This is a genomic window from Ulvibacterium sp. (assembly GCF_965228935.1).
Taxonomy (GTDB): Bacteria; Bacteroidota; Bacteroidia; order Flavobacteriales; family Flavobacteriaceae; genus Ulvibacterium.
In genome coordinates this window covers 4,148,266-4,173,913 of sequence record NZ_OZ245846.1, presented here as the reverse complement: position 1 = coordinate 4,173,913, position 25,648 = coordinate 4,148,266, and the positions used below count along the sequence as shown (strand labels likewise).

Below are 25,648 nucleotides of genomic sequence, written 5' to 3'. Positions count from 1 at the left end.
AAGACCCCTATGGTAGAGATAGGGGTCTTTATGCATTTAAATAATTGCGAAAATGAAAAAGATTGTTTTTCAAGGTATCCTAGGATTACTGCTTGTTTCCTTCAACTCCTGCAAGGTGGATAGTTCCAAGAAAGAATATGTGGAAGACAGAAGCCCTGCCAGTCCTGTGGATTGGGGTCTGGCCCATGGGTTTTACCTAAAGAATATTAACGAATCCATTGGGTGGCTAGATTCCCTGGCCCGGTTGCCCATGGAGAGCAAAGAAGCCAAACTGGTTTTTTCAAAGGCACGGAATGCCTTTAAGAGAGCGGAACCCTTTGGGGCCTATCTTAATCCTGAAATTGGCCATAGGGCCAATGGCCCGGCACTTCCGATCTTAACGGATGACAGCCAACGGGTGTTGCAGCCTGTTGGTTTGCAGAAAATCGAGGAAAGCCTGTTTGAAGGGGAGGTGGCCGAAACACAATACCAAAAAGAAATCAATGTTACCAAAGGATTGTTGAACAACCTAAAGACCAATATTGAGAAAAGAGAGCTTACGGCCCAACGTTTTTTTATAGCGACCCACCAACAATTAATGCGAATCATAAGTCTGGGAATATCCGGATTCGATACCCCTGTAAGCCTATGGGGATTGGAAGAAACCTTAGTTTCCCTAAAGGCACTGGAAGAGGTCTATACTTTGAGCATAAAGAATTTGATCCTGAAAAAGGACAGGGGTTTGGACGAAGCCTTTCACAAAAGTATAGCCGAGGCTGAGCGGTTTATCGAGGAGAATCCCAATTTTATGGAATTTGACCGTTTCACCTTTATACGGGACTATATGAATCCGATTACGCGCCATTGGGTGGAAATTCGCAGAACCGCGAACATATGGGATCCGGTAGACAACAAGCCCTTCAATTTTGACGCCCCGACATTTTTTGAGGAAGATGCCTTTAACCTGGATTTTTTCACACCTTCCGTAAATCAAAATCCAAATCCCGAAAGAATCGCTTTGGGAAAACGGCTCTTCTTTGATCCCAAGTTGTCCGAAAACGGAAAAATGGCCTGTGTTAGCTGTCATAATCCGAGCAAAGCCTGGGCCGACGGGATGGTGGTAAATTTGGATAAAAATGGTAACCCCCTACAACGAAATACACCCACGCTTATAAATTCCGCTTTTCAACAAGCTTTCTTTTGGGATGGTCGTTCCCCCAACCTTTTGGATCAGATCTCTTCGGTTTTTACCAATGACAAGGAGTTTGATAGCTCAATTCATCAGTTTGATACGGAGATTTTACAGGACTCCAGTTATGTGGAACAGTTCAAACAGGCTTTTGGTGGTATTTCGGGAAGAAACACACAGGTCATCAAGGCCATTTCGTCCTATATCTCAACTTTAAATGGTTTCAATTCCAAGTTTGACAAAAATATCAGGGGAGAAGAAGACACCTTTACAGAAGAGGAAAAGCTTGGCTTTAACCTTTATATGGGCAAGGCACTTTGTGCCACCTGTCATTTCATCCCATTGACCAATGGTACCGTTCCACCATTTTTTAACGACCATGAAAAGGAGGTAATCGGAGTACCGGAAACGGTAGCCAACCAACAATTGGACGATGACCTGGGCTTTTATTGGCGCTTTGAGATGGATTTGCACAAAGGGATGTTTAAGACCCCCACAGTCCGTAATGCCGATGTTACCGCACCTTACATGCATAATGGGGTGTACAGGACTTTGGAAGAGGTCATGGATTTCTACAATGAGGGCGGGGGAGGAGGCATGGGTTTTGATCTGGAATACCAGACCCTGCCCTTCGATGAGTTGAATCTGACGATAGAGGAGCAAAATGCGATCATAGCCTTTATGAGAACATTGACGGATAACAAGGTGCCGTATGATGAAGCATATTCCGAACCTAACAAAGCCTTGTAATCTATTTTGAAAAACAGCATCAAAACTTAAAGAATACCTAACACATCGTTAAGATTTGATTGACGTTAAAGGGTCGGTAAACCCTTAATTTCAAGGAAAATTTAAGAACACTGAAAATGAAAAGAATCAATACAATTTCCAATCTCTGGCGCTTCGTAATTCCTCTATTTGTATCCCTCCTGGTCTTTGCATGTAGCAAAAATGATGATGACCCCGTTGACTCGGACGGTAATGGGGATGAAATGAATGATGGGGAAAATCAGGAAGAGACGTTGCCCAACCTTGTTGAGCTCGCTCAATCCGTGGATGTTTTGGAATATTTGGTGGAGGCCTTGGGACAAGCCGATGCAGGTTTGATAGAAGCACTTTCGGAAGAGGGTACAAACACGGTTTTTGCACCGACCAATGATGCTTTTAAGGCGTTATTGGGCCAATTGGAAGGCTTTGAAAAATTGGAGGATTTTGATGAAACGGCCGAAAAAGAATTGTTGGCCGAAATCTTAAAATACCACATAGTAGGAGGAACCTCCGCATTTTCAGACGCTCTTTCGGACGGCACGGTCTTGGAGACCCTTCAGACAGAGGAATTAACGATCAAAGTTGATGCCACCGTCCTTGTTCAGGATAAGACCGACGAGGATGCGGAAGTGGTGGGGGCTGATAATGAGGCTTCCAACGGTGTGGTGCATATTATTGATAAAGTGCTTTTGCCACAAGCTGTCCTAAATCAATTGTATCCCAAACCTTCCCTGGTGGAGTTGGTCAGTGAAACCGATGAACTATCGTTGCTACGGGATGCCGTAGTAAAAGCTAATTTAGTGGATGCCCTTAATGCAGAGGGACCTTTTACGGTGTTCGCACCTTCCAATACGGCCATACAGGAATTGTTCGATTTATTGGGAGACGATTACAACAGTTTTGATGATTTTGATAACTTCATTGAGCTTCAGATATTGGAGCAAATTCTGCTGTATCACGTGGTAATGGGGAATGTGGCCTCTACCGATCTAGCTCCGGGAATGGTACCCACACTACTTAGCGACAATAGTATTGAGGTAATCGCTTCCGGTGAGACTTTTGTAATCGGGGATGCCTCGGAGACCGATGCCAACATACTCGATGCGGACAAGGAGGCATCCAATGGCACCGTACATATTATAGACAAGATTCTCATTCCCCAAGAAGTATATGATCTATTGGGTCTTTCGGGAGATTCGAGTGCCAAGACCATTGCCGAATTGGTAGAGGAAACCGAAGGTTTTTCCTTTTTAAAGGAAGCCTTGGAGCTTACAGGGCTTTTGGATACTTTGGGAGAGGATGGACCGTTCACGGTTTTTGCTCCTTCCGATGAAGCACTTTTTGGATTATTGGCCCTTTTAGGGGAGGGTTTGGGCAGTATAGAGGATTTTGATTCCGAATTTGAAATAAATCTGTTGCGAGATGTGCTATTGTATCATGTACTTCCCGGAGTTGTCACTTCGGCTAATCTTGGGATCAGTACCGCGGATACCCTATCTGATGGAAATTCCCTCGAAATCGTTTCCACGGATAATGGATTCGGATTGGTCGATGCTACGGATTTTCCAGCTAATTTTTTGACAACCGATATTCCGGCGCAAAATGGTGTTATTCATACCATAGATCGGGTTCTGGTGCCTCAGTCCGTTATCGAAACCATTACCACGGAGGCCACCAAGGCTGTTATGGCCTTTGTCGATTCTTTGGATTTAGATCAAGACGATTTGGATTATGCACAATGCTTGTTGGTGCGTTATCATGAACTTTTTCAGGAAGTGTTGCATGAGGAATTCACATTTTTCTTGCCTACCAATCAGGCCTTTTTAGATCTTTTCGCTTCCTTGGACGGTTATGATTCCCTTGCGGATTTTGACACGGCCGAGGACATAGAAATCTTGGCGACTATCTTGTCCTATCACTTTATTGAAAATACCAAATTGACCTCCGGACAGTTAAGTGAAGTTCAGACCGCCACTACCTTACAGGGGGAGGAATTGATGATCAATGTAAACGGGGGTGTTTCCATTTTGGACAAGACCGGTAATCCTGCCAATGTAACCGCTCCGGATGCAGAAGTATTGAATGGGGTCATTCACATTATAGACAAGGTTTTGTTGCCCCAGGAAATTTTAGAAGCCCTTTCGTCCTAAAACTTTTCAAAGACCCCTAGTCCAAATAGCGCGAAATCATATTTCACAGGGTCTAGGGGGTCTAACCTGCGGAGGTTTTTGTCCAATTCGGATACGGCTTTTGCATCGTTTTGTTTACGGGTCAATAGCCCCAGTTTTCGGGCCACATTACCGGAATGCACATCCAAGGGACAGGACAACTGCGATGGATTTAGGGTTTTCCATAAACCAAAATCAACTCCTGTGCTATTGTTTCTCACCATCCATCTGAGGAACATATTGATGCGTTTTGCCGCCGAACCTTTTTCCGGATCGCTGATGTGTTTTGTAGTCCGGCCAAGGTGCGGAAGTTCAAAAAAAAGGTGTTTGAAAGTAGAGATGGATGATTGCAACGATTTCGATTTCGCATTTTTGGCGAAAACCCTTTCCAGCCCACCGTGTTGCCCATAGATATTTTTCAGACCTTTGATGAAGTAGATAAGATCGATTCCGTTAAAAGTCCTATGGACAAAACCGGATAGTTTTTCCAAATCGATTTCCCGGTGATTCTTTACAAAGTCAGCAGGAGCATTGTCCAAGAGTTCCATCAGGGAAGTGGCATTATTGATGATACTTTTACGATTTCCCCAGGCGATTGTCGCCGTTAAAAAAGCACTGATTTCAATATCCTCTTTTCGGGAGAATCTATGGGGGATTTGGAGAGGATCCGTTTGTAAAAATCGAGGATGGTTATAGTATTCCACCTTGGCATCCAAAAACTCCTTTAACTCGGCTTTCCTCATGATATTGGAACATTAAATGTTTTGACCAAGATAACCGGCCCCATTAAAATCAGGTTATAGCAGGCATGGAGCATTATGGCCCAAAGGAGACCAAACCGTACCCGAATATATCCCAAAATGGTACCGGCCACCAACTGTGGGGCAACGAGAACAGGAGAAAGCAAAAGGGTGGTGGAGTGCATTTCAAAATTGGTAATATGATAAAACCCAAAAATCAGGGTAAAGGCATAAAAGAACAAAGGAAACCGCTTGTTTTTCCTAAAAAGGCTCAAAGGTGCCCTGAAAATAAGTTCTTCCACAATAGGGGCAACGACCACGGCGCCCAACAATACCCATAAAAAAGAATAGCGTTCAATGAAATCATCAACGGCATGTTTTCCAAAATCCAGATCAAAAATGACCTGAATCGCACCTATTGCCCATCCCAAAACAAAACTCAGAACAAGGGAAACTCCGAGTAATCTCAAAAAAATACCAAACCGATAATTGAAATCCCGATTTTCATCTGTTCGGTATACAGGATTCTTTAAAAAGACCAAAAGTTCGTGGAGCATAAAAAATCAATTGAACCAAGCTTGTCGGCAAACGGTTTGCATTCGGCTATTCCGGAAATACGGCGTTTTGGGAATCGGTAATACGTCCATCCACCATGGTAAGCTTGCGATCGGCCATACCCGCAAGTTCCTTGTTGTGGGTTACGATTACAAAGGTCTGCCCAAATTTATCCCGAAGTTCAAAAAACAATCGGTGTAGGTTGTCTGCGCTTTCAGAATCCAAATTTCCACTAGGTTCATCCGCAAAAATTATGGAGGGATCATTTACAAGCGCACGGGCCACGGCTACCCGCTGCTGCTCGCCCCCCGAAAGCTCATTGGGCTTATGGTGGTATCTATCGGAAAGTCCTAGGAAATCCAAAAGTTCCTTGGCCTTTTTCTCCGCTATCACTTTAGGCGTGTCTTTGATGAATGCCGGGATACAGACGTTTTCGAGTGCAGTGAACTCCGGAAGAAGTTGATGAAACTGAAAAATAAAACCAATATGTTCGTTCCGGAACTTGGCGAGTTCCTTGTCTGAAAGGCTTGTGGTATCTACACCATTGATCAGAAGCTCGCTGTCCTTTTTGTTGGATTGTTCGTCCAAAGTCCCCAATATCTGCAATAAGGTAGTCTTACCGGCACCGGAGGCACCTACAATGGAAACAATTTCCCCTTTTTGAATACTAATGTCTACCCCCTTCAGTACTTGGAGTTTTCCATAGGATTTTTGGATATGGACGGCTTTGATCATGGATATTGTCTAAACACTGCCCGAAAGTAAACATTAACCATAACACTGCAAAAGCGATGGGATTTTAATGCAGAAACCTGTTGGTAAAGACAAGGACATCAGTTTACGGAACTTGATATTTTTGTTCTTGGAACGCTAATAATACGTTAATTTGCGATTCGAAAAGTCTAAAAAATAGTTTTGTTTATATTTTTGAAAAAAAAATTAAACAGAAATACATATAGTTATGGCACCTTATCAAAATATGGAGGAATACAACTTGGAAATAACGAACGATGTCAAGGAACGTTTTTCCAAGATCATTTCGGAAATAGGGGAGGACGTTGATCGTGAAGGTTTGGTCAAAACCCCGGAACGGGCGGCCAAGGCTATGTTGTTTCTCACCCAAGGCTACAAACAGGATGCGGCCGCAATCCTCAAAAGCGCCATGTTCAAGGAATCTTACAACGAAATGGTCATTGTAAAGGACATTGAAATCTATTCGTTGTGTGAACATCATATGCTTCCCTTTTTTGGAAAGGCGCACATTGCCTATATTCCCAACGGGCACATCGTTGGATTGAGCAAACTACCTCGTATCGTGGATGTTTTTGCACGTAGATTACAGGTTCAGGAACGCCTCACCGAACAGGTCTTGGATTGCATCAATGATACCTTAAAGCCCCAGGGGGTGGCCGTAGTAATTGAGGCGGCACATATGTGCATGATGATGCGGGGCGTCCAGAAGCAGAATTCGGTTACCACTACCTCAGGGTTTCGGGGATCCTTTAAAAACGAGGAGACCCGGAACGAGTTTTTAAAACTGATCAGTTCCAGTCTTTCCTGATACATAACCTGACTTCAAAAACGAAATTTACATTTTAGATTTGCATTATCCTTGGCATCGGTATTACTTTGGAAGAAGTAATGATTATTTTTAAGTCATGTCAAAAATCAAGGATAAAAAATACAAAGCTCTTCTCTTAGGCTTATTGTTTGATGGTATAGGAATGCTTTCCTTTACCATACCTCTCATCGGTGATTTCACCGATATTATTTGGGCTCCGGTCTCGGCCTGGCTCATGACCCGGATGTACAAGGGAAAAATTGGTCAGGCGGCCGCCGTTTTTAATTTTATTGAAGAAATAATTCCCGGAATGGATGTTATTCCCTCATTTACGATAATGTGGTTTTACACCTACGTGTTTAAGGGAAAGGGAAAGCGAAACGTAATTGAGACCAAGTAAATAAGAGGATTACCGTTCCGCTTATCAAACCCGAAATCACCGTGGGCATGTTTTCCAAACGTATTGACACCAAGATGTAATCCAGGTTACCTTTTCGAACCGTAAAAATCCTAACTTTATGCCTTCTGAAAATCAAATGGGTTAATGAATAGGAGAAAGTTTGTTAAAAAGACCACTTTGGCCGCAATGACGGGAATGGTTGGTTGCGATATTGTTTTTGGTTCGGTCATACCCGAAAGCTACGTACCACTTTTACTTCAGGATCCGGATCCCTTTAAGTTATTCGATAAGGACAAGGAAATGGTCGTTTTAAATGACAAACCTTGGAATATGGAGGCACAGGCCCATTTATTAGATGATAGGATTACCCCGTCCAAATACATGTTCATACGCAACAACGGTTTGATTCCAGAGGATACTGACATAACAAATTGGGTCTTGACCTTGGATGGGGAATCGGTGAAACGGAACAAAAGCTATTCTTTGCAAGAACTGAAATCAAGATTCCGGCATCATACCTATCAATTGACCCTGGAATGTGGGGGAAACGGCCGAAGTGAATTCAATCCCCCGGCCAAGGGAAATCAATGGACCATAGGTGCCGTTTCCTGTGCGGAATGGACCGGGGTGCGACTACGGGACATCCTTGAGGATGTGGGTATAAAGGACGATGCAGTGTATTTGGCATACCATGCGGCGGATATTCATCTAAGCCGAAATCCCAAAAAAGAACCCATTTCACGGGGAGTGCCTATAGGCAAGGCCATGCAGGAAGAGACACTTTTGGCCTTTGCCATGAACGGAAAGGATATCCCTTTGGTTCATGGCTATCCCCTGCGTTTGGTAGCAGGTGGATGGCCCGCTTCCGCCTCCGGTAAATGGGTCGATCGGCTGAGCGTTAGAAACCAAGTACACGATGGCCCCAAAATGGGAGGTAGCTCATATAGGGTACCTTGCAATCCAGTAGCACCCGGCGCAAAAGTTGCCGACGAGGATATGTGTATCATCGAGTCCATGCCGGTAAAATCATTGATTACCTACCCAAAATCAGGGGCGATGATTTCGGAAGGAAAAAAACTGAATATCCGCGGTCATGCCTGGGCAGGGGAATTAGAGGTAAAAAAAGCGGAGTATTCCATTGATTTTGGATCTACCTGGAAGGCATGTGATTTGGAAAAGCCGGTCAATCGGTTGGCGTGGCAGCATTTCTCCGCAAACATCGATTTCCCAAAAAAAGGGTATTATGAGATATGGGCCCGGGCTACGGATTCCAAAGGTGTTTCCCAGCCCATGCTTCTTCCGGGATGGAACCCCAAGGGCTATTTGAACAATGCCTGTCATAGGATTGCGGTAAAAGTGGTTTAATGGGAAACGCACATAAAACATACAGGAAGCGCGCTCGGAGGCTCTATCGTATATTGATCGTGGTAAGCGTCCTGGCACTTATTACCTCAATTATTGCATTCTACTTTTATAGTGATCAGGACAATTCGGAATACATGATACTTCCCAAAAAGTCGGAAGAAGGACAAATCGTAAAAAGTATTGATTCTATCACAGGATTTATCCAAGCCCCGGGATTGCGGGAAACCATAACCCATTGTACCCCTTGCCATTCTGCACAACTGGTTACCCAAAACCGAATGACCAAGGAAGGCTGGCTTTCCACGATTCGTTGGATGCAAGAGACGCAGAACCTATGGGACTTGGGTGAAAATGAACCTATTATTTTGGACTATCTGGCCACTAACTATGCACCCGAGGAAAAGGGGAGGAGGGAAAATTTGGAAGTACCGGAGTGGTATGTATTGGAGGAATAAATAGTCCGTGAATTGTGGGCTACATGAACAATAGTATGGAAAAGTACGGAGATGCATTTGTAAACTCCTTTTTGGGAACTTTGGAATGGACATGGAAATCCATCAAATTTGAAGTGCCCTGGTATACCAATTTCTTTTGGGGAATAGTAGCGATTTCGATTTTGGTATGGATACTTGAAATTCTATTTCCCTGGCGCAAGCAGCAATCAATTTTCAGAAAGGATTTTTGGTTGGATGCCTTTTACATCTTTTTCAACTTTTTCATTTTTACGATTGCCATAAGTGGATTTTATAAAGTATTGGAATTAATATTTTTAGATTTGGGGATTTCAATTAAAGATTTAACTGTATTGCATTTAGATGCATTACCCTCATGGGCCCAATTAGTAATCTTTTTTGTGGTGCTGGATTTTGTACAATGGTTTACCCATATCCTTTTGCATAAGTATAGCTTCCTATGGCAGTTCCATAAAATACATCATAGTGTAAAGGAAATGGGTTTTGCGGCCCATATGCGGTATCATTGGATGGAGAACATTCTTTACAAACCGCTTAAAACTTTCGGAATTATGCTTTTAGGGGGATTTGAGCCGGAACAGGCCTATATCGTACATTTTGCCGCGATAACCATTGGCCACTTGAACCATGCAAACCTAAAATTGACCTGGGGTCCCTTAAAATATGTCTTCAACAATCCGGTCATGCATTTGTATCACCATGCCTACACCTTGCCTAAAGGTACATATGGGGTAAATTTTGGAATCAGCCTTAGTATCTGGGATTACCTGTTTAAAAGTAATTATATCCCCGAGGAAAGCGGATCGATACCTTTGGGATTTAAGGGAGATGAAAGTATACCCAAGGGATTTTTTGGGCAGTTCTTTTATGGATTTTTTAGACGTAAAAACCTTGGGAAAAAATAATTCAAAGAAAGGTACGGACAGGAATTTTTTGGAACTGAAACATCATGAATTAATAGTTAAGTTTCAACTGTAAAATGAAATTTCGGCCCAAATCATCCGCAAAAAAACGTTGACGATTTAGGTAATCCCTATAATTGGTATTCAATACATTGTTTACCGTAAGCCGAGTGGTAAGCTTGGTAGAACTTCCTAATGGAAACTCCAATTTTGAATCGAAGACCAATACGTGGTAAGCTTCCGGAGGCGTATTGATTTCCAATACCACATCCTGTTGTTGTTCCGGTGAAAAAACCGTAACATTCGGTGGAAACTCATTCTGTCTAAAGACGTAATTACTTTCCAGGGAAACCTCAAAATTTCGCCATTCCGGCTGGGCGAACTTCAGCTTGTTCCTAAAATTGGCAGCGGGGATATTGATCAGGGCCAGGTCGTTTTCAATATCATTACCCTTGACGAGGGAAAATTGATGTTCCGTTCTCCAACGGTCCGCCCAATCCACATAGGCATTGGCATCGATACCGAGCAACCGGGCATCGGTCTGTCGATAACTCCAAACCGGAAATGCGCCCCGGATCGTGAATTCTACTCCAGTGGGCTCCAGTAGAATAAAATCCTTTATGAAATTGGCATAGGGTTCCAAGGTAAAGCCCCAACGGTCAAAATCCCGCTTCATGGATGCCGAAACCTTGTGTGATGTTTCACTATCAATTCTCAAATCGCCCAACTCAATTCTGGCCGCCGAATGGTGAAGGCCATCGCTGAACAATTCCGAAGGATTGGGTGCCCGTTGGGAAAGGGCATAGTTGAACCGAAAGATATTTTGATTTTCATCAAAGTACCGCAGGCCTGTTGTAGCCGAGAAGTTATGGTAATCAAATACCGGATTGGTAAGTATTTGGTTTCCGGCATTTTCAACAATAAAATCCTGGAATTCCTGATCATATCCCCGTTCGGCCCAACGGGTGTTCAGATAGAATTTTTGGGCGTCTATCCGGGTAAAATCATAGCGGAAACCTCCATCGATCAACAACTTGTCCGATAGCCGATATTCCCCGATCAGAAAACTGCCCAAGTCGTACTTCTCATAATCGGGTATCAAACGCCTCACCCCGGTATCCGGATTGGCAAAATTATCCTGATACCTACCTAAAATCCCAAAGTGCACCTGAGACTTCTGTTTTGCGTCCCATTTAAAATCCGCTCCTAAAGTGTGGGTGGTCAATTCCAGATCAATAGAGGCCCGATCATCCGACTCTCCGCGACGTATATCATATTCAAATCTTCGGTTCACTTGGACATCGTATTGAAGGTTTAATTTCCCCAATCCCTCAAAACGTTTGTAAAACTTCAGTTTCCCTAAATGTGGAAGACCTCTTGCCTTGGATTTTGAAGGTCGTAGGTAAAGGGCCTTATTACTTCTGGCCGACCGCTATTGATACCGCGTATTAAATCATCGACATTCCCAATGTGGGATGCCCGCAGAATAGCGATTTCTGCATTATAATAGGAATAATTGGCGTCCCAACCCCAGGTGAACAGTTGTTTTCCGAACCGAAGGGAGGCACCTACTTCCCTTATTCCCGTGTTGGATAAAACATAGTCCGGAGCTTCCTGATCACCGAGACGCTTGTAAGAACCCTGTCCCTTTATGAACCAGCCTTTATCAAAGACCTTGGTAAGTTCCGAAGTAACATTACCACCCCTACCGTTGGACATTCCGTTCAACAGTGTTTTCCCGAAAAGGGTATCCTTTGCCGGAATCCGGGCCTGCTCCATAAGAATTACCCCACCAATGGCATCACCCCCATATTGCAGGGCGGCCGCACCCTTGATTACCGAAATGGAACCGGTAGAATTAATATCCACGTTCGGGGCGTGCTCATCGCCCCATTCCATGTCCTGCATACGAACCTCATTGTTCAAAATCAACACGCGACTTCCGTTTAAACCGTGTATTGCCGGTTTTACGATATTGGCCCCGGTGTTCAAGGAGGAGACCCCACTTAGTTCCCTAAGTGCATCGCCCAAACTGCCACTGCTAAACTGTTCCAGGGTCTGTTGCCGCAATACCACCTCCTGTGCGGAATTCGTCTTGTGGATGATGGCATCACCTACCACCTTTACCTCGTCCAACTCTTCAAGATGATGCTCCAGTTTAACGTCCAATTCGGTATGGGCCTTATCGATTTCCACTTTTATAAATTGGGTAATGCACGCCTCGTGGGATACTTCCAGTTCCAGAGATCCCATACAAAGGGAATTCAATTGGAACCTTCCCTCGTCATCGGTATATACTATGTCCGGATTACCTGAAATTTGAACGGCCGCCCCAGTTAAGGGCATACCGTTATGAAAATCAATTACGGTGCCCGTTAGGATATTGGAGCAATCCTGTGCAATACCATTAGATAAAGATACTGTCATGAGCAGTACCGCAAACAAAAGTTTCATGAGTTATCCATATAGTTTAGAAATGGCTTCGGTCATGGAAAAAGATGGGAAGCTTTGGGGAGTCTAAGCTATATCTGGAGGAGGCCTACAATGATTTTTGGTTACAACACTGTCGGAAACGGTGGAAAAATAAGGGTCGTAATTAAGTTCCAACCGTAAAAAGACCAAATTGGAAACATCAAGAACGCCGAGCAAAGGCATGACATATTCCGTATTTTGATTCTCGATCGCCAGCTCGCAATATTCGCAATTTTCGATGCGATCGCAATCATTGTCCGTGTGGCAATATACATGGAAGGTGGATACTTTGACGGACAACAAAGTCGTAAAGAAGATGAATAAACCGATATTACGATTCCACGCCATAGTCCGCAAAATTAACCAAATTAAGCACTGCAGGACAGTTAAACAAACCCTAATTATTTAAAAAGAAAACCAAGTCCAAGGCGCGACAGCATTTTCTTTTCAAAGTTCCAGAAGAATTTGAACTGCCCGAACAACCATCCAAAAACTATGAGCAAGACTTGATAGACTGGAAAAATTAATAGAATACGTACCGTCCAATAGATCCAAGGATTGGTTGTTTCTTGTTGAAGACCTATGAAGCTTGTAAGAGGTTCGGCTAGTTTGGCCGCCGCGGAGCCCGTAATGGCAAATACGATAAAAATTATCAGCAACTGAAAATTGGAATGGATGCCCCAGCGCTTTTTTAATTTCTCCATAAATCTAGGATAAGGAGCAAATATAGTCCTTAAATCCGAGGCAACCAAGGCCCCAAACGTTGGCCGTATTTGCGTTGAAAAAAGATAAAATAATTATACAATTTGTAATTTAGCTCGTAGCCGTAATCAATATTCGGATTGTAGTCTATTTGGAGTTCGTACAAGTTCGGATTAAAGCGTAGAGGCTGCAATACCCTTTGGTTCCAGTTGGTAACCATGATCAGATTGCGGTTTTCCAGAAAGGATTGGGAATAGAAACCCTCTGGTCTAGCGATACTGGTAAGCCACAAATTGAATCCGGGTTCAATGATAATTATTTCGTATTCCGTACTATCGCTTTTTATTGCTAGGGTATCCCCAACTTTTTGGTCAAAGGCCATCCTTTCTTCAACCGTAATCCCAAGAGCTTTCCTGGAGTTTTGACAACTGTTGACAACCAAGCCGATTAAAAACAATAGTATTCCAAATTGAAAAATCCTTTTCTTCATAGCCATGTCTTTTTTATAGCACATCGATATTTCCATTTAATAAGCCACAAAAAAGTCGCTCGTATTTACGAGCGACTTTTACCTTTATCAAATAAGGTCGATATAATCAAAATTATTTTTTGAAGAGGCCTCCCAACAATCCACCAAGTCCGCCACTTTTCTTATTGCTGCCCATGACCATACCCGCCACATCGTCCAATACGCTCCCGTCACCATCGGCATCGATTAGGCTCATGATCAAACTTTGGTTTTGTTGTGGCTGACCCCCCAGCATACTTCCCAATAAACTGTTCATTCCACCGGCATCGTTCACGTTGCCGTTGTTCCTTTCCCTACCTAGATATCCCATTACGATAGGGGCCGCAATTTTAAGGATATTGGCTATGGCACCTGCATCCAGACCGGATTTCTGGCTCAATGCGTTCTCTACCTGTGGTTGCTTGCTTCCGAGTACGTGGCCCAGAATTCCGGCACCGTCATCCATCACGGACTGGTCTACGCCTCCTCCGAAGAGACCTCCCAGATCATCGAGGATACTGCCGTCGTGTTTATTGGATAGTGCGTTCATAAGACCTTCGGCCCCCTGGGGCGAGGATGCATTTTTCTTCATCGCACCCAATAAAAGGGGCATTGCCATGCTCAGTACATCGGCGGTCTTGTTTTCGGTCTGTCCGGTCTGCCCGGCCACTCCATTAATTAATTGTTTGCCCATAGGGCTGTTTAGTAAATCTAATAATCCAGACATGTTATAGTTAATTTTAAAATGGAACGGTAATGTACAAAAACTGTGTTAATCCAATTGGTCTTTCTGGAAAATAAACCTACTTCAATAGCGAAATTATCTGTGAGGCCAATTCGGTTCCGATTCGATCCTGTGCCTCTCCTGTCGCCGCACCGATATGTGGGGTCAATGAAATTTTGGGGTGCATCAAAATTTTAATTTCCGGACTGGGTTCGGATTCGAAGACATCCAATCCGGCAAAGGAGACTTTTCCGCTTTCAAGCGCACCCATCAGGGCCACTTCATCCACAACACCGCCTCTTGCCGCATTTACAATACCCACACCATCCTTCATGATCGCTAATTCCTTTTTGCCAATGACATACTCTTCTTGTGCAGGGACATGAAGGGTGATGAAGTCCGAGGCCTGCAATACTTCTTCCTTGGTCAACGAGCTAAAAGTAAAGGAAGCCGATTGGCCGTCAAAAAACGAGACCTCAAGCGAGGCTGTCTCCAAAAAGGGATCAAAATAAACAACCTTCATACCAACTCCCAAGGCGATTTTCGCCGTGGCCCGGCCAATCCGCCCAAAACCGATTACCCCTAAGGTCTTTCCCCTAAGTTCCGTTCCTCCGGCATAGGATTTTTTGAGCTGTTTAAATTTACTATCCCCGTCCAAGGGCATCTGTCTGTTGGCATCGTAAAGGTAACGGACACCTCCGAACAAATGGGCAAATACCAGTTCCGCAACCGATTCCGAGGAGGCGGCAGGAGTATTGATCACATGTAACCCCTTTTCCTTGGCATAAGCAACATCGATATTGTCCATACCAACACCACCACGACCGATCAGTCTTAGACTTGGGCAGGCATCAATAAGGTCTTTTCGCACTTTGGTGGCACTGCGTACCAAAAGCCCGATGATTTCATGTTCGTTGATGTAGGGAATCAGTTGTTCTTGGGCAACGGTTGTGGTCAAGACCTCAAACCCTTCGCTCTCCAAAGCTTGTATCCCTGATTGTGCTATTCCGTCGTTTGCTAATATTTTCATTTTGGTTGTTGGTCGTCAGTCTATTGTTTTAATTGCTCCTTGATTTTACGGTCAACGAACAACTAAAAACGCTCAATGATTATCCCTTTCGCTCCATTTCGCTCATAACATCCACAAGTATGCCTACGCTCTCCAATGACATGGCATTGTACATCGAAGCTCTATAACCGCCAACGGATCGGTGTCCGTTGAGGCCATTGATACCAGCTTCCTTCCACATGGTATCAAAGGGCTCCTTTAACCTTTCATCGGCCAGGTTGAAGGTTGCATTCATATGGGAACGGTCCTCTACTTTGGCAAAGCCCTCAAAAACAGGATTCAAATCGATTTCCGAATACAGCAATTGCGCTTTCTTTTCATTGATTTCCTCTATGGCCGGAATTCCTCCCAAGTTTTTAAGCCACTCCAAGGTCAACATACAGGTATATACCGCAAAGACCGGAGGTGTATTGAACATGCTATCCTTGGAAATATGAACCTGGTAATCCAACATAGACGGAATTTTACGGGAAACCTTCCCCAGAACATCTTCCTTAACGACCACCAAGGTGGTGCCTGCGGCCCCCATGTTCTTTTGGGCTCCGGCGTAGATCAGGTCAAACTGGGAGAAATCCAATTGTCTGGAAAAAATATCGGAGCTCATATCACAGACCAAAGGAACGGTGGTCTTCGGGAATTTTTTTACCTGGGTCCCGAAAATGGTATTGTTCGATGTCAGGTGCAGATAATCCAGATCATCCGGAACCGTATACCCTTTGGGTATATAATTGAAATTCTCATCTTTTGAGGAACCCACTTCCATTACCTCACCGAAAATCTTGGCCTCCTTAATGGCCTTTTCACTCCATGAACCGGTATTGAGATACCCTGCTTTCTTATCCAATAAGTTGTAGGCCACCATTAAAAACTCCAGACTGGCTCCACCTTGCAAAAACAAGGCTTGGTACCCTTTACCTTCCAGTCCCAAAAGCTCCAGTGCCAAGGCCCTTGTTTGTTCCATTATGGCCACAAATTCCTTACTTCTATGGGATATCTCAATAAGCGATAATCCGGAACCGTTAAAATCCATAACGGCCTCGGAGGCCTTTAAAAAAACCTCTTGTGGAAGAATACAGGGTCCTGGGCTAAAATTGTGTTTTTTCATATGATGTCCAAATTTATTAGGTTCCGTAAATTATTCGGTATTTCAAAGGGGTTATTCGAATTAAGCCGTTAAAGGTCATAAAATTATGGGGAATCATCCTCATGGAAAACAAATAATTCTGTTATGTTTTTAACAGGAAGTCAACAGTGTCCACCCCATCCGCATAATCCTTGAGCATCGGTTTTTGGGTGGTTCCGAAAGGAATCTCGTCCGGGATGGATCCATCGGATACCACGCACTGTATTTTTTCCTTATTCTGTTCCAACTTTAGTCTAGCATCCTTTACGGATCGGTATCGCTCATAAAACAGTGTGGCAATGGGTGAACTGTAACTTTCATCCTCTTTGAGCATGAGGAACCCATTGTCCAGGATCTTGAATTCGCTCATCAGATATATGGCCTTGTTGTAATCATAGTTATTGGCATACTTTTGATGGTCTATGATGTCCCTATAGGGGTAAATGGAAGTAAAGAAAGTATCAAAATCATAATCCATCGGAACCAGGAGTTTGGACACACTTCGGCACCCTAGGCCATAGTATCTAAAAATATCCTCGCCCAAAGCCTTTAGCTGGTCCGGAGATTCGTTTGCGGTAAGAATCGCGACTGAATTCCTATTTCTTCGGATCAGGTTGGGTCTTTGCCCGAAGTAATATTCAAAATATCGCGCCGTATTATCGCTACCCGTGGCAATAATGGCATCAAAGGTATCCAGTTTCCCTTCCGTAAAGCGGATTGCATCTTTTAAGGTAGAATCCATTTCACCAAGATATTCGGCCAAAAAGGGAAGCAGGATGTTGTCATTGGAGGAAAGCTTTACCAAGGCGGAATTTCCCGTAACAAGGACCGCCAAAAAATCATGGAAACCCACCAGGGGTATATTTCCGGCCATGATAAGTGCGATATCCTTTTTTTTGTTTTTTCCCAGATCATAAGCGGATAACCAATCCATTAAATTTTCCTCGGTCAATAGTTCCTTCCAGGTCGCCAGGGCAAAAAGGATATTTGCTCTTGTAAACCAGCCGTTGGACTCACCGGCCAAACGGATCTTTTGGTTCAATTTATGAAACCAAGGGTCTTCTGAATGTCCTTTAAAGGGCGGTTCATTAGGATTTTCGCAAAATTCCCCAATGAATTTTCCAAGTTTAACAAAAGCTTCTAATCTACGTTTAAGGTCAGTCATTATATTTGTCTAGTAATTCTGTAGGGTTTACCTTTGCTTTTAAGGAATTGCAAAAATACACATACAAAACTAAAATTGCTGCTGAACGGATTTTGATGTAAAACGGATTCAGTCTTAAAAAAGAAAATTATGGCTATTATCATAACGGATGAATGTATAAACTGTGGGGCCTGTGAGCCCGAGTGCCCGAATACCGCTATCTACGAAGGAGCGGATGAATGGAGATATAGTGATGGAACCTCGCTAAAAGGTGATGTCGTATTACCGGATGGAAAGGCCGTAAATGCGGATGAGGTTCAGGAACCTATTAGCGACGAGATCTATTACATATCCCCGGATAAATGTACCGAGTGTATGGGATTTCATGAGGAACCGCAGTGCGCTGCAGTCTGTCCCGTGGATTGTTGTGTTCCCGACGAGGATAGGGTAGAGTCTGAAGAGACCTTGCTTACCAAACAGCGTTTTATGCATCCGGATGATTAGAAGAACCATTTGATTTACTTGGAAAATAGAATTTAAACCCGATACTACTATCGGGTTTTTTGTTTCCTGTAACTACCCGTTTGCAACTGAAGGACCCTATTTGTCAAAGAACCATTGTCGTTGACCGTCTTCTTTAACTTGGTGCCAACGGCATCGTAAATATAGATGTTTCCTTACTTCTTTTTGCCTCTTCCCGCTCCGCAATACCCACCATAGGCGGGCAGGGTTGTACTGCTGCGGAAACTCCATTATGTTATCGTTTTCATCATTTGAGGCACTACCCTAACCTCTGGTAGAATCGATTCTTCCTCCAAATAGTTCGATGCCGAGGAGTATAACCAATGCTCGGGTTTTGAGACAAAGTTCTCGGAAACCGGATTGTTATGGATGTAATTGATCTTGTCCCATAGAAATTTTTCGGAGTACAGTTCAATGGCATGGTTGCCCGTTTTCTAAAATTTGAAGGCCTTGCTCTGTGAATTGTCCCGTGCCGCATTTTTAAATATTGAAACCAAGTTTTCCCTTCTTGACTCGGGCTCGTTGAGAACCTGGTCCAGAACTGTCCTAGCGGAATGTCTCTTGAAATCGCGTACGGTATCTTTCAATTGAAAAGGTTCATCACAGTTCGCGATCAAATGCAAATGGTTGGTCATGACACAATACGCATACACGTTCAGGCCCTTTTGACCAATGCAATACTGCAGTGGATCCACAATGGCCTGTTTGTGGTTCTTTCTGGTAAAGACATCTGCCCAGGCAACAACGGTCATGGTCATATAGTACGAACCATTGGTCTTTATCGTATGTTTTACGCCCTGTTGCATACCACAATTTATAAAAAATTGTGCGCCAAGTCATCTTTTTGGGAACAACAGTAAGAATGTTTTACCGCAGCAGTACAACTACTGCGGAGCGGGGAGTGTCAAATTTCACTGTCCCACAACATTACAATTTCAAATGATTTGTCTAGTGCTTTTGTTATCCAATCATTGGTTACCGTAAATTGAACTTTTAATTTATGGTAATTCCAAGCACTTATTTTTACAATGTTTTTTGATTCGACTTCAACCCATATTTGATATTGGTTTCCTTTTTTTGTATTAAGGTTAAGACTACGGACTTCTTGTCCTTGATACTCCTTTAACAGAGGGAGATTCTTTGTATTTGCCCAATCATTAATAACACTATCAATCTTTTCAAACATTTTTATTTTTTAATTTAAAGAAGAATCTAAATTGAATGGTTTTGCAGGTCCAAAGTCAATTAGCTTCCTGTCATTATAATTCAATATTTGGAATTGCTCTCCTCCTCCACGGCGACCAAAAGCCGGAAGAGCTCTTGACCTCTGTAATTGAATACCAGCTGGAACAGTTACTTCTTGTATTAAACTTGCATTATTACCTGGTGGTAAAGCTAATGCTTCTTGAGCAAATTGTGATGAAGATGGTTTTGTTTTTGTTAAAAATCCTCCTTGACCTCCATTGTCAGAAACACGGAAGAAAGAACTACTCTGCTCAGTAATAAATGAGGTTATTTTACCGCCTGCATTTGGAACATTCCCCCCGTCCGTTAATAACAAAGGACTTGCAATGTCTTCAGCCAAATCTACCAACTTATTAGTGGTCTTCAATATAGCTCCAGTCTCACCTGCTGGCGATGGGTCAAACAAGGTTAAAATAGCACCCACCGCATAACCTTGGCCTTCGGGTGTCTTCAAAGACTCCGTCACATTATCCACTACGGCACTGGCAACACCTTGTGGATCCTCTGCTATTGCGGCTGCAACTGGTGCAAAATCGGCAGAAGCCTGAACTACACCGGTCGGACCAATATATTTTGCCGATTCAACGATGCCGACCGCGGCATCTTTGATGGCCCTACCAAACCCCTTGAGACGATTGTACGCATCGAATCGGTTCACTTCCAGTCCCTCAAGTTCTGTACCAATACCGAACTTGTTCTCTTGGAAGGCAAAGGTAGAGTTATAGTAATAATCCTCGGCCAAAGGATCCACTTGCCAGAAGCGAACTATGTCGGGATAGCTAGCCCTATAGCGCCATTCGTGGAAATTCAGCCCAAGGTCCTCGGTGAACTCCTGACCCTGATAGGTCTTTAGGTTGTTCTTCACACCGTTCATAACAGTATTGTAACCCTTGTGTTCCAGCCCTCCGGGATAGTAGTTCTGTTCCCTGCGTATCTCGGTGGCCGGATCAATAGACCCATCGACGACCACATCGTCCGCATAGGTGATACGGGTATCGCCCCATATATCCAGGTACCTGTACACATACACGTAACCTCCAGAACCATCTGGCTCTATGTAGCCCTCGGGATGGTCGAACTGTTTGAGATTGTCGTTCTCATAGACGAAGTTCCCCACATAGTCCGTAGTGGTGATCGAGCTGCCTTCGGTTGTTGTCCTACGGAGCTTCTGCCCAGTGGCATCGTACACAAATTTGATGGTGCCGTTGTGCCCATTCCCGTTTACGGCAATATCAGTGGGCATGTCAAGATGGTTATAACTTATAGAGGTAATCCCCTTGTTACGGTCAAGGATCATATTGGCATTGGCGTCATAACCGTAGTCGTCATCGGTATTGGTACCGTCCTTAAAGCCATAATCAACGTTGCCCGTGTCGCTTACCTTGGTCAGCTTGTTCCCCGTACCGTAATCGTAGTCCAGGATATCCATATCGGGGTATGTGATGGTACCGCCGTTGTCCTGCCATCCGTCCCGCCGTAGGGTCAGGAGGTTCCCCATCTTGTCATAGACCATGGAAACATCGTAATTGCCATTGTGACTCACCGCGTTATCCAAACGGTAAAGGGCGTCATAGTCATATCTGTACCAGCGAAGCAAATTGTCGTTGGCCGTTTTCCATTCCGTCTCTGCTACGTTCTGGAAATACTGAGGTGTTCCTCCGTGAACGGGGTCATTGTAGTTTATTCTAAAGTTAAACAATTTATTCGGGACCGCATCGGAAATATCGTTGATTCCTGTAAGCCATCCCCTTACATTGTAGCTATAGTCCACTTCCTGGAGTTCCTGGCTAGTGGCATAAGCGCTAGCCGGCGTACCGCCCACTTTCTTACGGATCAGGAGACCCAGTTCATCATAGTCGTTGTATAGGATTAGTTCCTCGGATCCATTAGTTCCCGTAGCGTTGGGATCTATATAGAGCCGGGCATCCGGCAAGAGCGTGGCTTCGGTTACAATAATGCTATTGGTTGCCACACGGCTGTCCGTGATGATTCCGCTCAAGGGCAGGTTCGCGGTAGCCCCTCCTGTACAGGAATCGCCAAGGGTCTCGTCCCCGATACACTGGGTCTGGGCCAAAAGTCGACCCGTATGGTCATAGCTGAAATTGTCGATCGTAACGATGGTAACAGTGTTCCGCGTATGGGTCGTTTTTGTCTTCAGTGGTTTCCCGGTAAAGTCCAACTGGTTCTCCACGATATCCACCGTACCCAAATATGCATTGTTGGTATAACTGTAAATTGGCCTGCCCTTGGTATCGTAATAATTTACAGTGGTTATCCAATCGGTGGTGCCCAGTACCTTTACCTTGCTCCCTGTGGCCAGGCTTTTTACATCGGGGGCACTGGCCACGCCCAGGGCAGTGGCCGTTTCCCCCGTACCGGCACGGTCAAAATTATAGTCATCAAAATAGTTTACCGTTAGTATGTCCAGATTGGCCGTTGGAAAGGTAGCATTGGTGTAGTTATAATTTGCTGCACTGGCATTGTCCCGTTCCTCGTACATGTCCGTACTGTTGCGGTTGCCGCTGCCGTCCACATAGTGGTTATCCAGATCAGATTGCATATCCACCCTGCTAATGGAACCAGTATGCGTATATATGCCTGTATAGGCTACCCTACCAAAGGCATCATATTTGGTAAACAACCATTCGTTGTTCGCCCTTAGGTTGGCATCCTGGGTCATAACGGGTTGATCCAGCTTGTTATAGATAATATATTCCCTTTCCTTACCGGGCAGTTGCTTTTCCACCAGGCGGTTGCGGTTGTCGTAGACATATTGGTAGCCCAGTTCGGCGAGATCGGTATTGATCTCGACCAAGGTAGCTGTGCTTGCTTCCATCTTGGGGGGCAATACGTAGGTAAGGTTGCTATAATCGTCATAGATATAATAGGTATCATGGGGCTCCTGTGGGCGCGCTTCTTCCCCTGGGTCCAGAGTGTCGCCATCCCCGTTCCGATCCATGGCCGGTATATCCGCATAGGTCCGTTTGAGCACTATCCTGCCCTGTTTGTCCGTAAACTCCTCGGTGGTGTGCAGTTTGCCGTCCACCGTATCATGGTTCTCGTCCTTGGTAACATTTTTAAAGAGTTTGCCGGGGGGATAAAAACCATCATCGGCCCCGGCCAGAACCGGACTCTCCAGGCCTGCCGTAAGATCTACGCTAAACAAGCGTACTTGTAGGGTATCATTGGACGTATAATCGAATTCGATGCTTCGATCGTCCACAGCAACATTCAGTTTCCAGTCCTCCCCGGGCGCGGCCTGCCGCAATACCCGGTTCATGGGGGAAGGCTCAAAGTGCTTTTGGGAGTAAGCATTGACATCGGCCTCCAGCAATCCCGTAAAGTCGTCGCCATATACCGGATGGGTCTTGTAATACTGTTTTGTGGCCCTTTCCATGTCCCAATAACGGTAGCTGCCTATAGCACTGTCCGGTTCATGGAGGGGCAACCATTCCTTGTCCTGCCTGCCATAGGCATCGTACCTGATATGGGTCACAATGTCCTTTTGATCGTTGGGGGACTGTCTGATACCCACCTGTTGCATAGGCCGGCCCAGGCCATCAAAATAGGTGATGTCCTGTACATATTCGTTCTCCACGTCGAACAGCCCGTCACCGCCCTCATCGAATTTCTGTAACGGGACTGTGGTCCGGGGTTCCCGATAGGTTCGGGTATAGACGTAGTTCTGGTCGAAGGGATCTATTGGACAGTCGTTCGTCGGCGACTGAAAATCCGGGCAAAGATCGGACGCATTGGTCACATAGCCACCGGGCTGTGTACAGGCCTGTATGCTAACATTGGAATCTCCCAGACCATCGTTGTCCTCATCATAGTAATAGGTAGCACTACCGGTATCGACAATGGCCTGAACGGCATATCTGGTCGGTGAAAAGCAACCTGTGGTGCTGTTGTAACTCTCCACAAAGTAGGTGGTGGTGGCACCTATGCCCGAGGTGGTATACTCCAAGGTATTGGCACTGACCCCCGTAGTCAGTGGTGACCCGCCCGAGGCGGCGGTATACCATCGGATTTCATCGCCATGGGTACCCGGCGAGGCAGTCAGCGTAACGGCCCCCGGACCACATCGGGAGACATCGCTCCCCGAAGCCTCCAAAGGGACGTGATTGATCGTATAGTCGATGACCCGGGGTTCTCCCCAACAATTGGAGTCGTTGTGCTTTGCCCTGAGATAATAGACGCTTCCGGCGGTCAAGGTAACGGTTGGGTCCAAATTGGCCGGACCGGTGCTTGTGCCCGTTGGTTCGGCCTGCCAGTACCAGGTGGCATTGGCGGTCGAATTCGGCTCGCCCTTGGTCAGGGTAATCTCCCCACAGACCGAGTCGTCGAAATCAATTGGATCCAAAGGTTTGCCCGGTACAAAGGGCTGTTCAAATATCTCAATGGGATCGGATGCGATGGAAGAGCAGCCGTTGTCCGTAGCTGTAATGGTATAGGTACCCTGATAGACCGTAAACGTATCCCCATTGACCGCGACGACCCCCGTAGGTGGATCTACACTGTAAGAGTAGGTACTATTGTGATTGGTAATCCTAAAGCTACCGGTAGGGGACGAGCAGGTGGTCTGCGATACGAGCTGTAGGTCAGGTTGTAGAACATTGGCCCGGATCGAAACCGGGACCGTATTCGAATAGCCGAACCTGTTACAGGACAACGCCTTTCTTCGGTACCATCGGTCGCCCACCAGGCCGCCCGAGGGATCATAAGAGGCCGAGGTGGCCCCCGGAATGTCGTCCCAAATACTGTTATCGTCCGAATACTGCCATATATAGGAGAAGGCCCCGTCCCCTCCGGACGGCAAAACGGAGTTCGCCATGTTCCCCGGGTCCGTACCGTAACATATCGTTGTTTGCGGGGGGGCGGAAACCTGCCCACCGTCTATCGAACTGTCGATATACTCTCCGGTTACTTCCTCCAGGGGCCCCTCGCAGTTGCCCACCTTGATCGCGACCCAATAGCTTGCGCTCTGGCCCGGCTGAAGGGTTATGGTCTTTCGGGTGGCCAGGGTACCCGAAGAAGCATCATTGATCGGTACATGGGATACAATGTTGTTGCGGTTCTGGTCGGAATACCATACATGGACCATGTCATTGCGGACATCCCCATTGACCGTTTTCGAGTTTTGGACGGAGAGCTCAACGGTGGAGCCCGATTCACAATCCCGTATAGGGCTGTTGTTCGAAGGTGCGGGCAAGCCGATCACATTTACCTCGACCAATCTGGCGTTACTCTCGCAACCAAGGTTATCGGTCACTTTTACGCTATAGGTCTTTTTACCGGCAGAAGGACTTACCGTAAGCGAAGGTTGATCGCCCACCTCGGTACCGCCCAGATACCATTTATAGGTGCCGTTCGGTATTGGGTTGCTTACCGTCAAGGTAGTGGTCTGGCCCGAACAGATTTCCCTGTCCGAAACGCTAGGGGGCGAGGGTGCCGAAGGTATTCCGTTGATCGTTGCCGTTCTTGTTGATGAAACACATCCACCCGAATTTTTGACCTTAACATAATATGTCCCGGGAGAAAGTCCGGACTTGGAGCTTGTGGCCTGATAGGTAGCGCCGTTATCAAAACTGAACGTGTGATTGGACTGGGAGAAATTTGTCACCGTGATGGTCCCGGTAGGAATGGAACATGTCGGCTGGATCTGGGTCGTGGAAGGGGTTCCTATGGGGTTGCACTGTACGCTAATGGATTTAGAACCGACGTAGGTATAGTTATCCAATTGGACGTTCAAGGTGAAATTGCCGAATGATGTGGCCTTGACCGTTACCGACGAGGATGAATTGCTCCCGATGATTTGCCCTCCCGAGCCACTGATCCACCAATAGTATGTTGATGCACTGGTGAAAACATTGTAGTTTTTTTGGCTGTTCAAAACTATCGAAGCATCTCCGTTTATGGTAACCGTTTGACCTTGTTGGGCCATAGCTCCAAAACTCCATAGAATTGCCATAGAAAAGGCAAACAGTACTTTCCGAATATGTGTATCCTGAATTTTCATGACTTTAAGAAATTGGTTAG

The 25,648-nt window shown here is 45.2% G+C and carries 23 protein-coding genes; 8 read left to right on the top strand and 15 right to left on the bottom strand.

Annotated features, from left to right (window positions below; genetic code table 11):
- Positions 1-52 precede the first annotated feature (52 nt).
- Both ACO06Y_RS17780 and ACO06Y_RS17775 read left to right on the top strand, forming a co-directional pair.
- Positions 53-1,918: a cytochrome-c peroxidase gene (locus ACO06Y_RS17780; RefSeq protein ID WP_422080358.1), complete on the top strand. Its 1,866-nt coding sequence runs from the start codon at positions 53-55 to the stop codon at positions 1,916-1,918.
- A gap of 116 nt (positions 1,919-2,034) precedes the next feature.
- The gene (locus ACO06Y_RS17775; RefSeq protein WP_422080357.1) at positions 2,035-4,086 is read left to right on the top strand and encodes a fasciclin domain-containing protein; all 2,052 of its coding nucleotides are present in this window, start codon (positions 2,035-2,037) and stop codon (positions 4,084-4,086) included.
- Here ACO06Y_RS17775 and ACO06Y_RS17770 read toward each other — a convergent pair.
- The 3 genes from ACO06Y_RS17770 to ACO06Y_RS17760 are packed head-to-tail and all read right to left on the bottom strand — an operon-like array spanning position 4,083 to position 6,134.
- Positions 4,083-4,847: a TIGR02757 family protein gene (locus tag ACO06Y_RS17770; RefSeq protein WP_422080356.1), complete on the bottom strand. Its 765-nt coding sequence runs from the start codon at positions 4,845-4,847 to the stop codon at positions 4,083-4,085. The two genes, ACO06Y_RS17775 and ACO06Y_RS17770, sit on opposite strands and share 4 nt — an antisense overlap.
- Positions 4,844-5,401: a CPBP family intramembrane glutamic endopeptidase gene (locus tag ACO06Y_RS17765; protein WP_422080355.1), complete on the bottom strand. Its 558-nt coding sequence runs from the start codon at positions 5,399-5,401 to the stop codon at positions 4,844-4,846. The genes ACO06Y_RS17770 and ACO06Y_RS17765 overlap by 4 nt, the downstream gene beginning before the upstream one ends.
- A gap of 46 nt (positions 5,402-5,447) precedes the next feature.
- Positions 5,448-6,134, bottom strand: coding sequence for an ABC transporter ATP-binding protein (locus tag ACO06Y_RS17760; RefSeq protein ID WP_422080354.1), 687 nt, complete (start codon positions 6,132-6,134; stop codon positions 5,448-5,450).
- A gap of 226 nt (positions 6,135-6,360) precedes the next feature.
- Between ACO06Y_RS17760 and folE the strand changes: the two genes are divergently transcribed.
- The 5 genes from folE (at position 6,361) to ACO06Y_RS17735 (ending at position 10,103) form a co-directional block, all read left to right on the top strand.
- The gene (folE, locus tag ACO06Y_RS17755) at positions 6,361-6,960 is read left to right on the top strand and encodes a GTP cyclohydrolase I FolE (protein ID WP_422080353.1); all 600 of its coding nucleotides are present in this window, start codon (positions 6,361-6,363) and stop codon (positions 6,958-6,960) included.
- Positions 6,961-7,057: 97 nt separating this feature from the next.
- Positions 7,058-7,360 carry a hypothetical protein gene (locus ACO06Y_RS17750; RefSeq protein WP_422080352.1) on the top strand — a complete coding sequence of 101 codons (303 nt, stop codon included), beginning with the start codon at positions 7,058-7,060 and terminating at the stop codon, positions 7,358-7,360.
- Positions 7,361-7,504: 144 nt separating this feature from the next.
- Positions 7,505-8,725 carry a sulfite oxidase gene (locus tag ACO06Y_RS17745; RefSeq protein WP_422080351.1) on the top strand — a complete coding sequence of 407 codons (1,221 nt, stop codon included), beginning with the start codon at positions 7,505-7,507 and terminating at the stop codon, positions 8,723-8,725.
- Complete coding sequence (locus ACO06Y_RS17740; protein WP_422080350.1) at positions 8,725-9,180, top strand: monoheme cytochrome C; 456 nt, start codon at positions 8,725-8,727, stop codon at positions 9,178-9,180. The genes ACO06Y_RS17745 and ACO06Y_RS17740 overlap by 1 nt, the downstream gene beginning before the upstream one ends.
- Positions 9,181-9,215: 35 nt before the next feature.
- The gene (locus tag ACO06Y_RS17735; RefSeq protein ID WP_422084192.1) at positions 9,216-10,103 is read left to right on the top strand and encodes a sterol desaturase family protein; all 888 of its coding nucleotides are present in this window, start codon (positions 9,216-9,218) and stop codon (positions 10,101-10,103) included.
- A 49-nt stretch (positions 10,104-10,152) separates the two neighbouring features.
- On the opposite strand, the gene ACO06Y_RS17730 is transcribed toward ACO06Y_RS17735, so the two are convergent.
- From ACO06Y_RS17730 to ACO06Y_RS17690, 9 genes are all read right to left on the bottom strand, one after another.
- Entirely contained in the window at positions 10,153-11,394 is a 1,242-nt protein-coding gene (locus tag ACO06Y_RS17730; RefSeq protein ID WP_422080349.1) for a TonB-dependent receptor domain-containing protein, read from the bottom strand.
- 65 nt (positions 11,395-11,459) lie between these two features.
- Positions 11,460-12,554: a TonB-dependent receptor plug domain-containing protein gene (locus ACO06Y_RS17725; protein WP_422080348.1), complete on the bottom strand. Its 1,095-nt coding sequence runs from the start codon at positions 12,552-12,554 to the stop codon at positions 11,460-11,462.
- Between the two features lie 63 nt (positions 12,555-12,617).
- Positions 12,618-12,920, bottom strand: coding sequence for a hypothetical protein (locus ACO06Y_RS17720; RefSeq protein ID WP_422080347.1), 303 nt, complete (start codon positions 12,918-12,920; stop codon positions 12,618-12,620).
- 53 nt (positions 12,921-12,973) lie between these two features.
- The gene (locus ACO06Y_RS17715; RefSeq protein WP_422080346.1) at positions 12,974-13,276 is read right to left on the bottom strand and encodes a DUF6787 family protein; all 303 of its coding nucleotides are present in this window, start codon (positions 13,274-13,276) and stop codon (positions 12,974-12,976) included.
- A 29-nt stretch (positions 13,277-13,305) separates the two neighbouring features.
- Positions 13,306-13,764 (bottom strand): DUF6146 family protein, encoded by a 459-nt coding sequence (locus tag ACO06Y_RS17710; protein ID WP_422080345.1) that lies wholly within the window; start codon positions 13,762-13,764, stop codon positions 13,306-13,308.
- 112 nt (positions 13,765-13,876) lie between these two features.
- Positions 13,877-14,509: a DUF937 domain-containing protein gene (locus ACO06Y_RS17705; RefSeq protein WP_422080344.1), complete on the bottom strand. Its 633-nt coding sequence runs from the start codon at positions 14,507-14,509 to the stop codon at positions 13,877-13,879.
- A 76-nt stretch (positions 14,510-14,585) separates the two neighbouring features.
- Entirely contained in the window at positions 14,586-15,536 is a 951-nt protein-coding gene (locus tag ACO06Y_RS17700) for a D-2-hydroxyacid dehydrogenase (protein WP_422080343.1), read from the bottom strand.
- 79 nt (positions 15,537-15,615) lie between these two features.
- Positions 15,616-16,680 carry a 3-phosphoserine/phosphohydroxythreonine transaminase gene (gene serC, locus ACO06Y_RS17695; protein ID WP_422080342.1) on the bottom strand — a complete coding sequence of 355 codons (1,065 nt, stop codon included), beginning with the start codon at positions 16,678-16,680 and terminating at the stop codon, positions 15,616-15,618.
- A gap of 121 nt (positions 16,681-16,801) precedes the next feature.
- A complete protein-coding gene (locus tag ACO06Y_RS17690; protein WP_422080341.1) occupies positions 16,802-17,863 on the bottom strand; it encodes an acyl-CoA reductase in 1,062 nt (353 codons plus the stop codon).
- Between the two features lie 129 nt (positions 17,864-17,992).
- Here ACO06Y_RS17690 and ACO06Y_RS17685 point away from each other — a divergent pair, with 129 nt between their 5' ends.
- A complete protein-coding gene (locus tag ACO06Y_RS17685; RefSeq protein WP_422080340.1) occupies positions 17,993-18,346 on the top strand; it encodes a 4Fe-4S dicluster domain-containing protein in 354 nt (117 codons plus the stop codon).
- A 452-nt stretch (positions 18,347-18,798) separates the two neighbouring features.
- Here ACO06Y_RS17685 and ACO06Y_RS17680 read toward each other — a convergent pair whose 3' ends face one another.
- From ACO06Y_RS17680 to ACO06Y_RS17670, 3 genes are all read right to left on the bottom strand, one after another.
- Positions 18,799-19,170 carry a transposase gene (locus ACO06Y_RS17680; RefSeq protein ID WP_422080339.1) on the bottom strand — a complete coding sequence of 124 codons (372 nt, stop codon included), beginning with the start codon at positions 19,168-19,170 and terminating at the stop codon, positions 18,799-18,801.
- A 98-nt stretch (positions 19,171-19,268) separates the two neighbouring features.
- Complete coding sequence (locus ACO06Y_RS17675; RefSeq protein WP_422080338.1) at positions 19,269-19,550, bottom strand: hypothetical protein; 282 nt, start codon at positions 19,548-19,550, stop codon at positions 19,269-19,271.
- 9 nt (positions 19,551-19,559) lie between these two features.
- Positions 19,560-25,628: a DUF6443 domain-containing protein gene (locus ACO06Y_RS17670; RefSeq protein WP_422080337.1), complete on the bottom strand. Its 6,069-nt coding sequence runs from the start codon at positions 25,626-25,628 to the stop codon at positions 19,560-19,562.
- Positions 25,629-25,648 lie beyond the last annotated feature (20 nt).

Coding starts and splice junctions, on each gene's coding strand:
- ACO06Y_RS17780 (WP_422080358.1), top strand. CDS start 53: ATGAAAAAGATTGTTTTTCAAGGTATCCTAGGATTACTGCTTGTTTCC.
- ACO06Y_RS17725 (WP_422080348.1), bottom strand. CDS start 12,554: ATGAAACTTTTGTTTGCGGTACTGCTCATGACAGTATCTTTATCTAAT.
- ACO06Y_RS17680 (WP_422080339.1), bottom strand. CDS start 19,170: ATGCAACAGGGCGTAAAACATACGATAAAGACCAATGGTTCGTACTAT.
- ACO06Y_RS17675 (WP_422080338.1), bottom strand. CDS start 19,550: ATGTTTGAAAAGATTGATAGTGTTATTAATGATTGGGCAAATACAAAG.
- ACO06Y_RS17750 (WP_422080352.1), top strand. CDS start 7,058: ATGTCAAAAATCAAGGATAAAAAATACAAAGCTCTTCTCTTAGGCTTA.
- ACO06Y_RS17735 (WP_422084192.1), top strand. CDS start 9,216: ATGGAAAAGTACGGAGATGCATTTGTAAACTCCTTTTTGGGAACTTTG.
- ACO06Y_RS17670 (WP_422080337.1), bottom strand. CDS start 25,628: ATGAAAATTCAGGATACACATATTCGGAAAGTACTGTTTGCCTTTTCT.
- ACO06Y_RS17770 (WP_422080356.1), bottom strand. CDS start 4,847: ATGAGGAAAGCCGAGTTAAAGGAGTTTTTGGATGCCAAGGTGGAATAC.
- ACO06Y_RS17775 (WP_422080357.1), top strand. CDS start 2,035: ATGAAAAGAATCAATACAATTTCCAATCTCTGGCGCTTCGTAATTCCT.
- ACO06Y_RS17720 (WP_422080347.1), bottom strand. CDS start 12,920: ATGGCGTGGAATCGTAATATCGGTTTATTCATCTTCTTTACGACTTTG.
- ACO06Y_RS17740 (WP_422080350.1), top strand. CDS start 8,725: ATGGGAAACGCACATAAAACATACAGGAAGCGCGCTCGGAGGCTCTAT.
- ACO06Y_RS17700 (WP_422080343.1), bottom strand. CDS start 15,536: ATGAAAATATTAGCAAACGACGGAATAGCACAATCAGGGATACAAGCT.
- ACO06Y_RS17685 (WP_422080340.1), top strand. CDS start 17,993: ATGGCTATTATCATAACGGATGAATGTATAAACTGTGGGGCCTGTGAG.
- ACO06Y_RS17745 (WP_422080351.1), top strand. CDS start 7,505: ATGAATAGGAGAAAGTTTGTTAAAAAGACCACTTTGGCCGCAATGACG.
- ACO06Y_RS17690 (WP_422080341.1), bottom strand. CDS start 17,863: ATGACTGACCTTAAACGTAGATTAGAAGCTTTTGTTAAACTTGGAAAA.
- ACO06Y_RS17710 (WP_422080345.1), bottom strand. CDS start 13,764: ATGAAGAAAAGGATTTTTCAATTTGGAATACTATTGTTTTTAATCGGC.
- ACO06Y_RS17715 (WP_422080346.1), bottom strand. CDS start 13,276: ATGGAGAAATTAAAAAAGCGCTGGGGCATCCATTCCAATTTTCAGTTG.
- ACO06Y_RS17705 (WP_422080344.1), bottom strand. CDS start 14,509: ATGTCTGGATTATTAGATTTACTAAACAGCCCTATGGGCAAACAATTA.
- serC (WP_422080342.1), bottom strand. CDS start 16,680: ATGAAAAAACACAATTTTAGCCCAGGACCCTGTATTCTTCCACAAGAG.
- ACO06Y_RS17760 (WP_422080354.1), bottom strand. CDS start 6,134: ATGATCAAAGCCGTCCATATCCAAAAATCCTATGGAAAACTCCAAGTA.
- ACO06Y_RS17765 (WP_422080355.1), bottom strand. CDS start 5,401: ATGCTCCACGAACTTTTGGTCTTTTTAAAGAATCCTGTATACCGAACA.
- folE (WP_422080353.1), top strand. CDS start 6,361: ATGGCACCTTATCAAAATATGGAGGAATACAACTTGGAAATAACGAAC.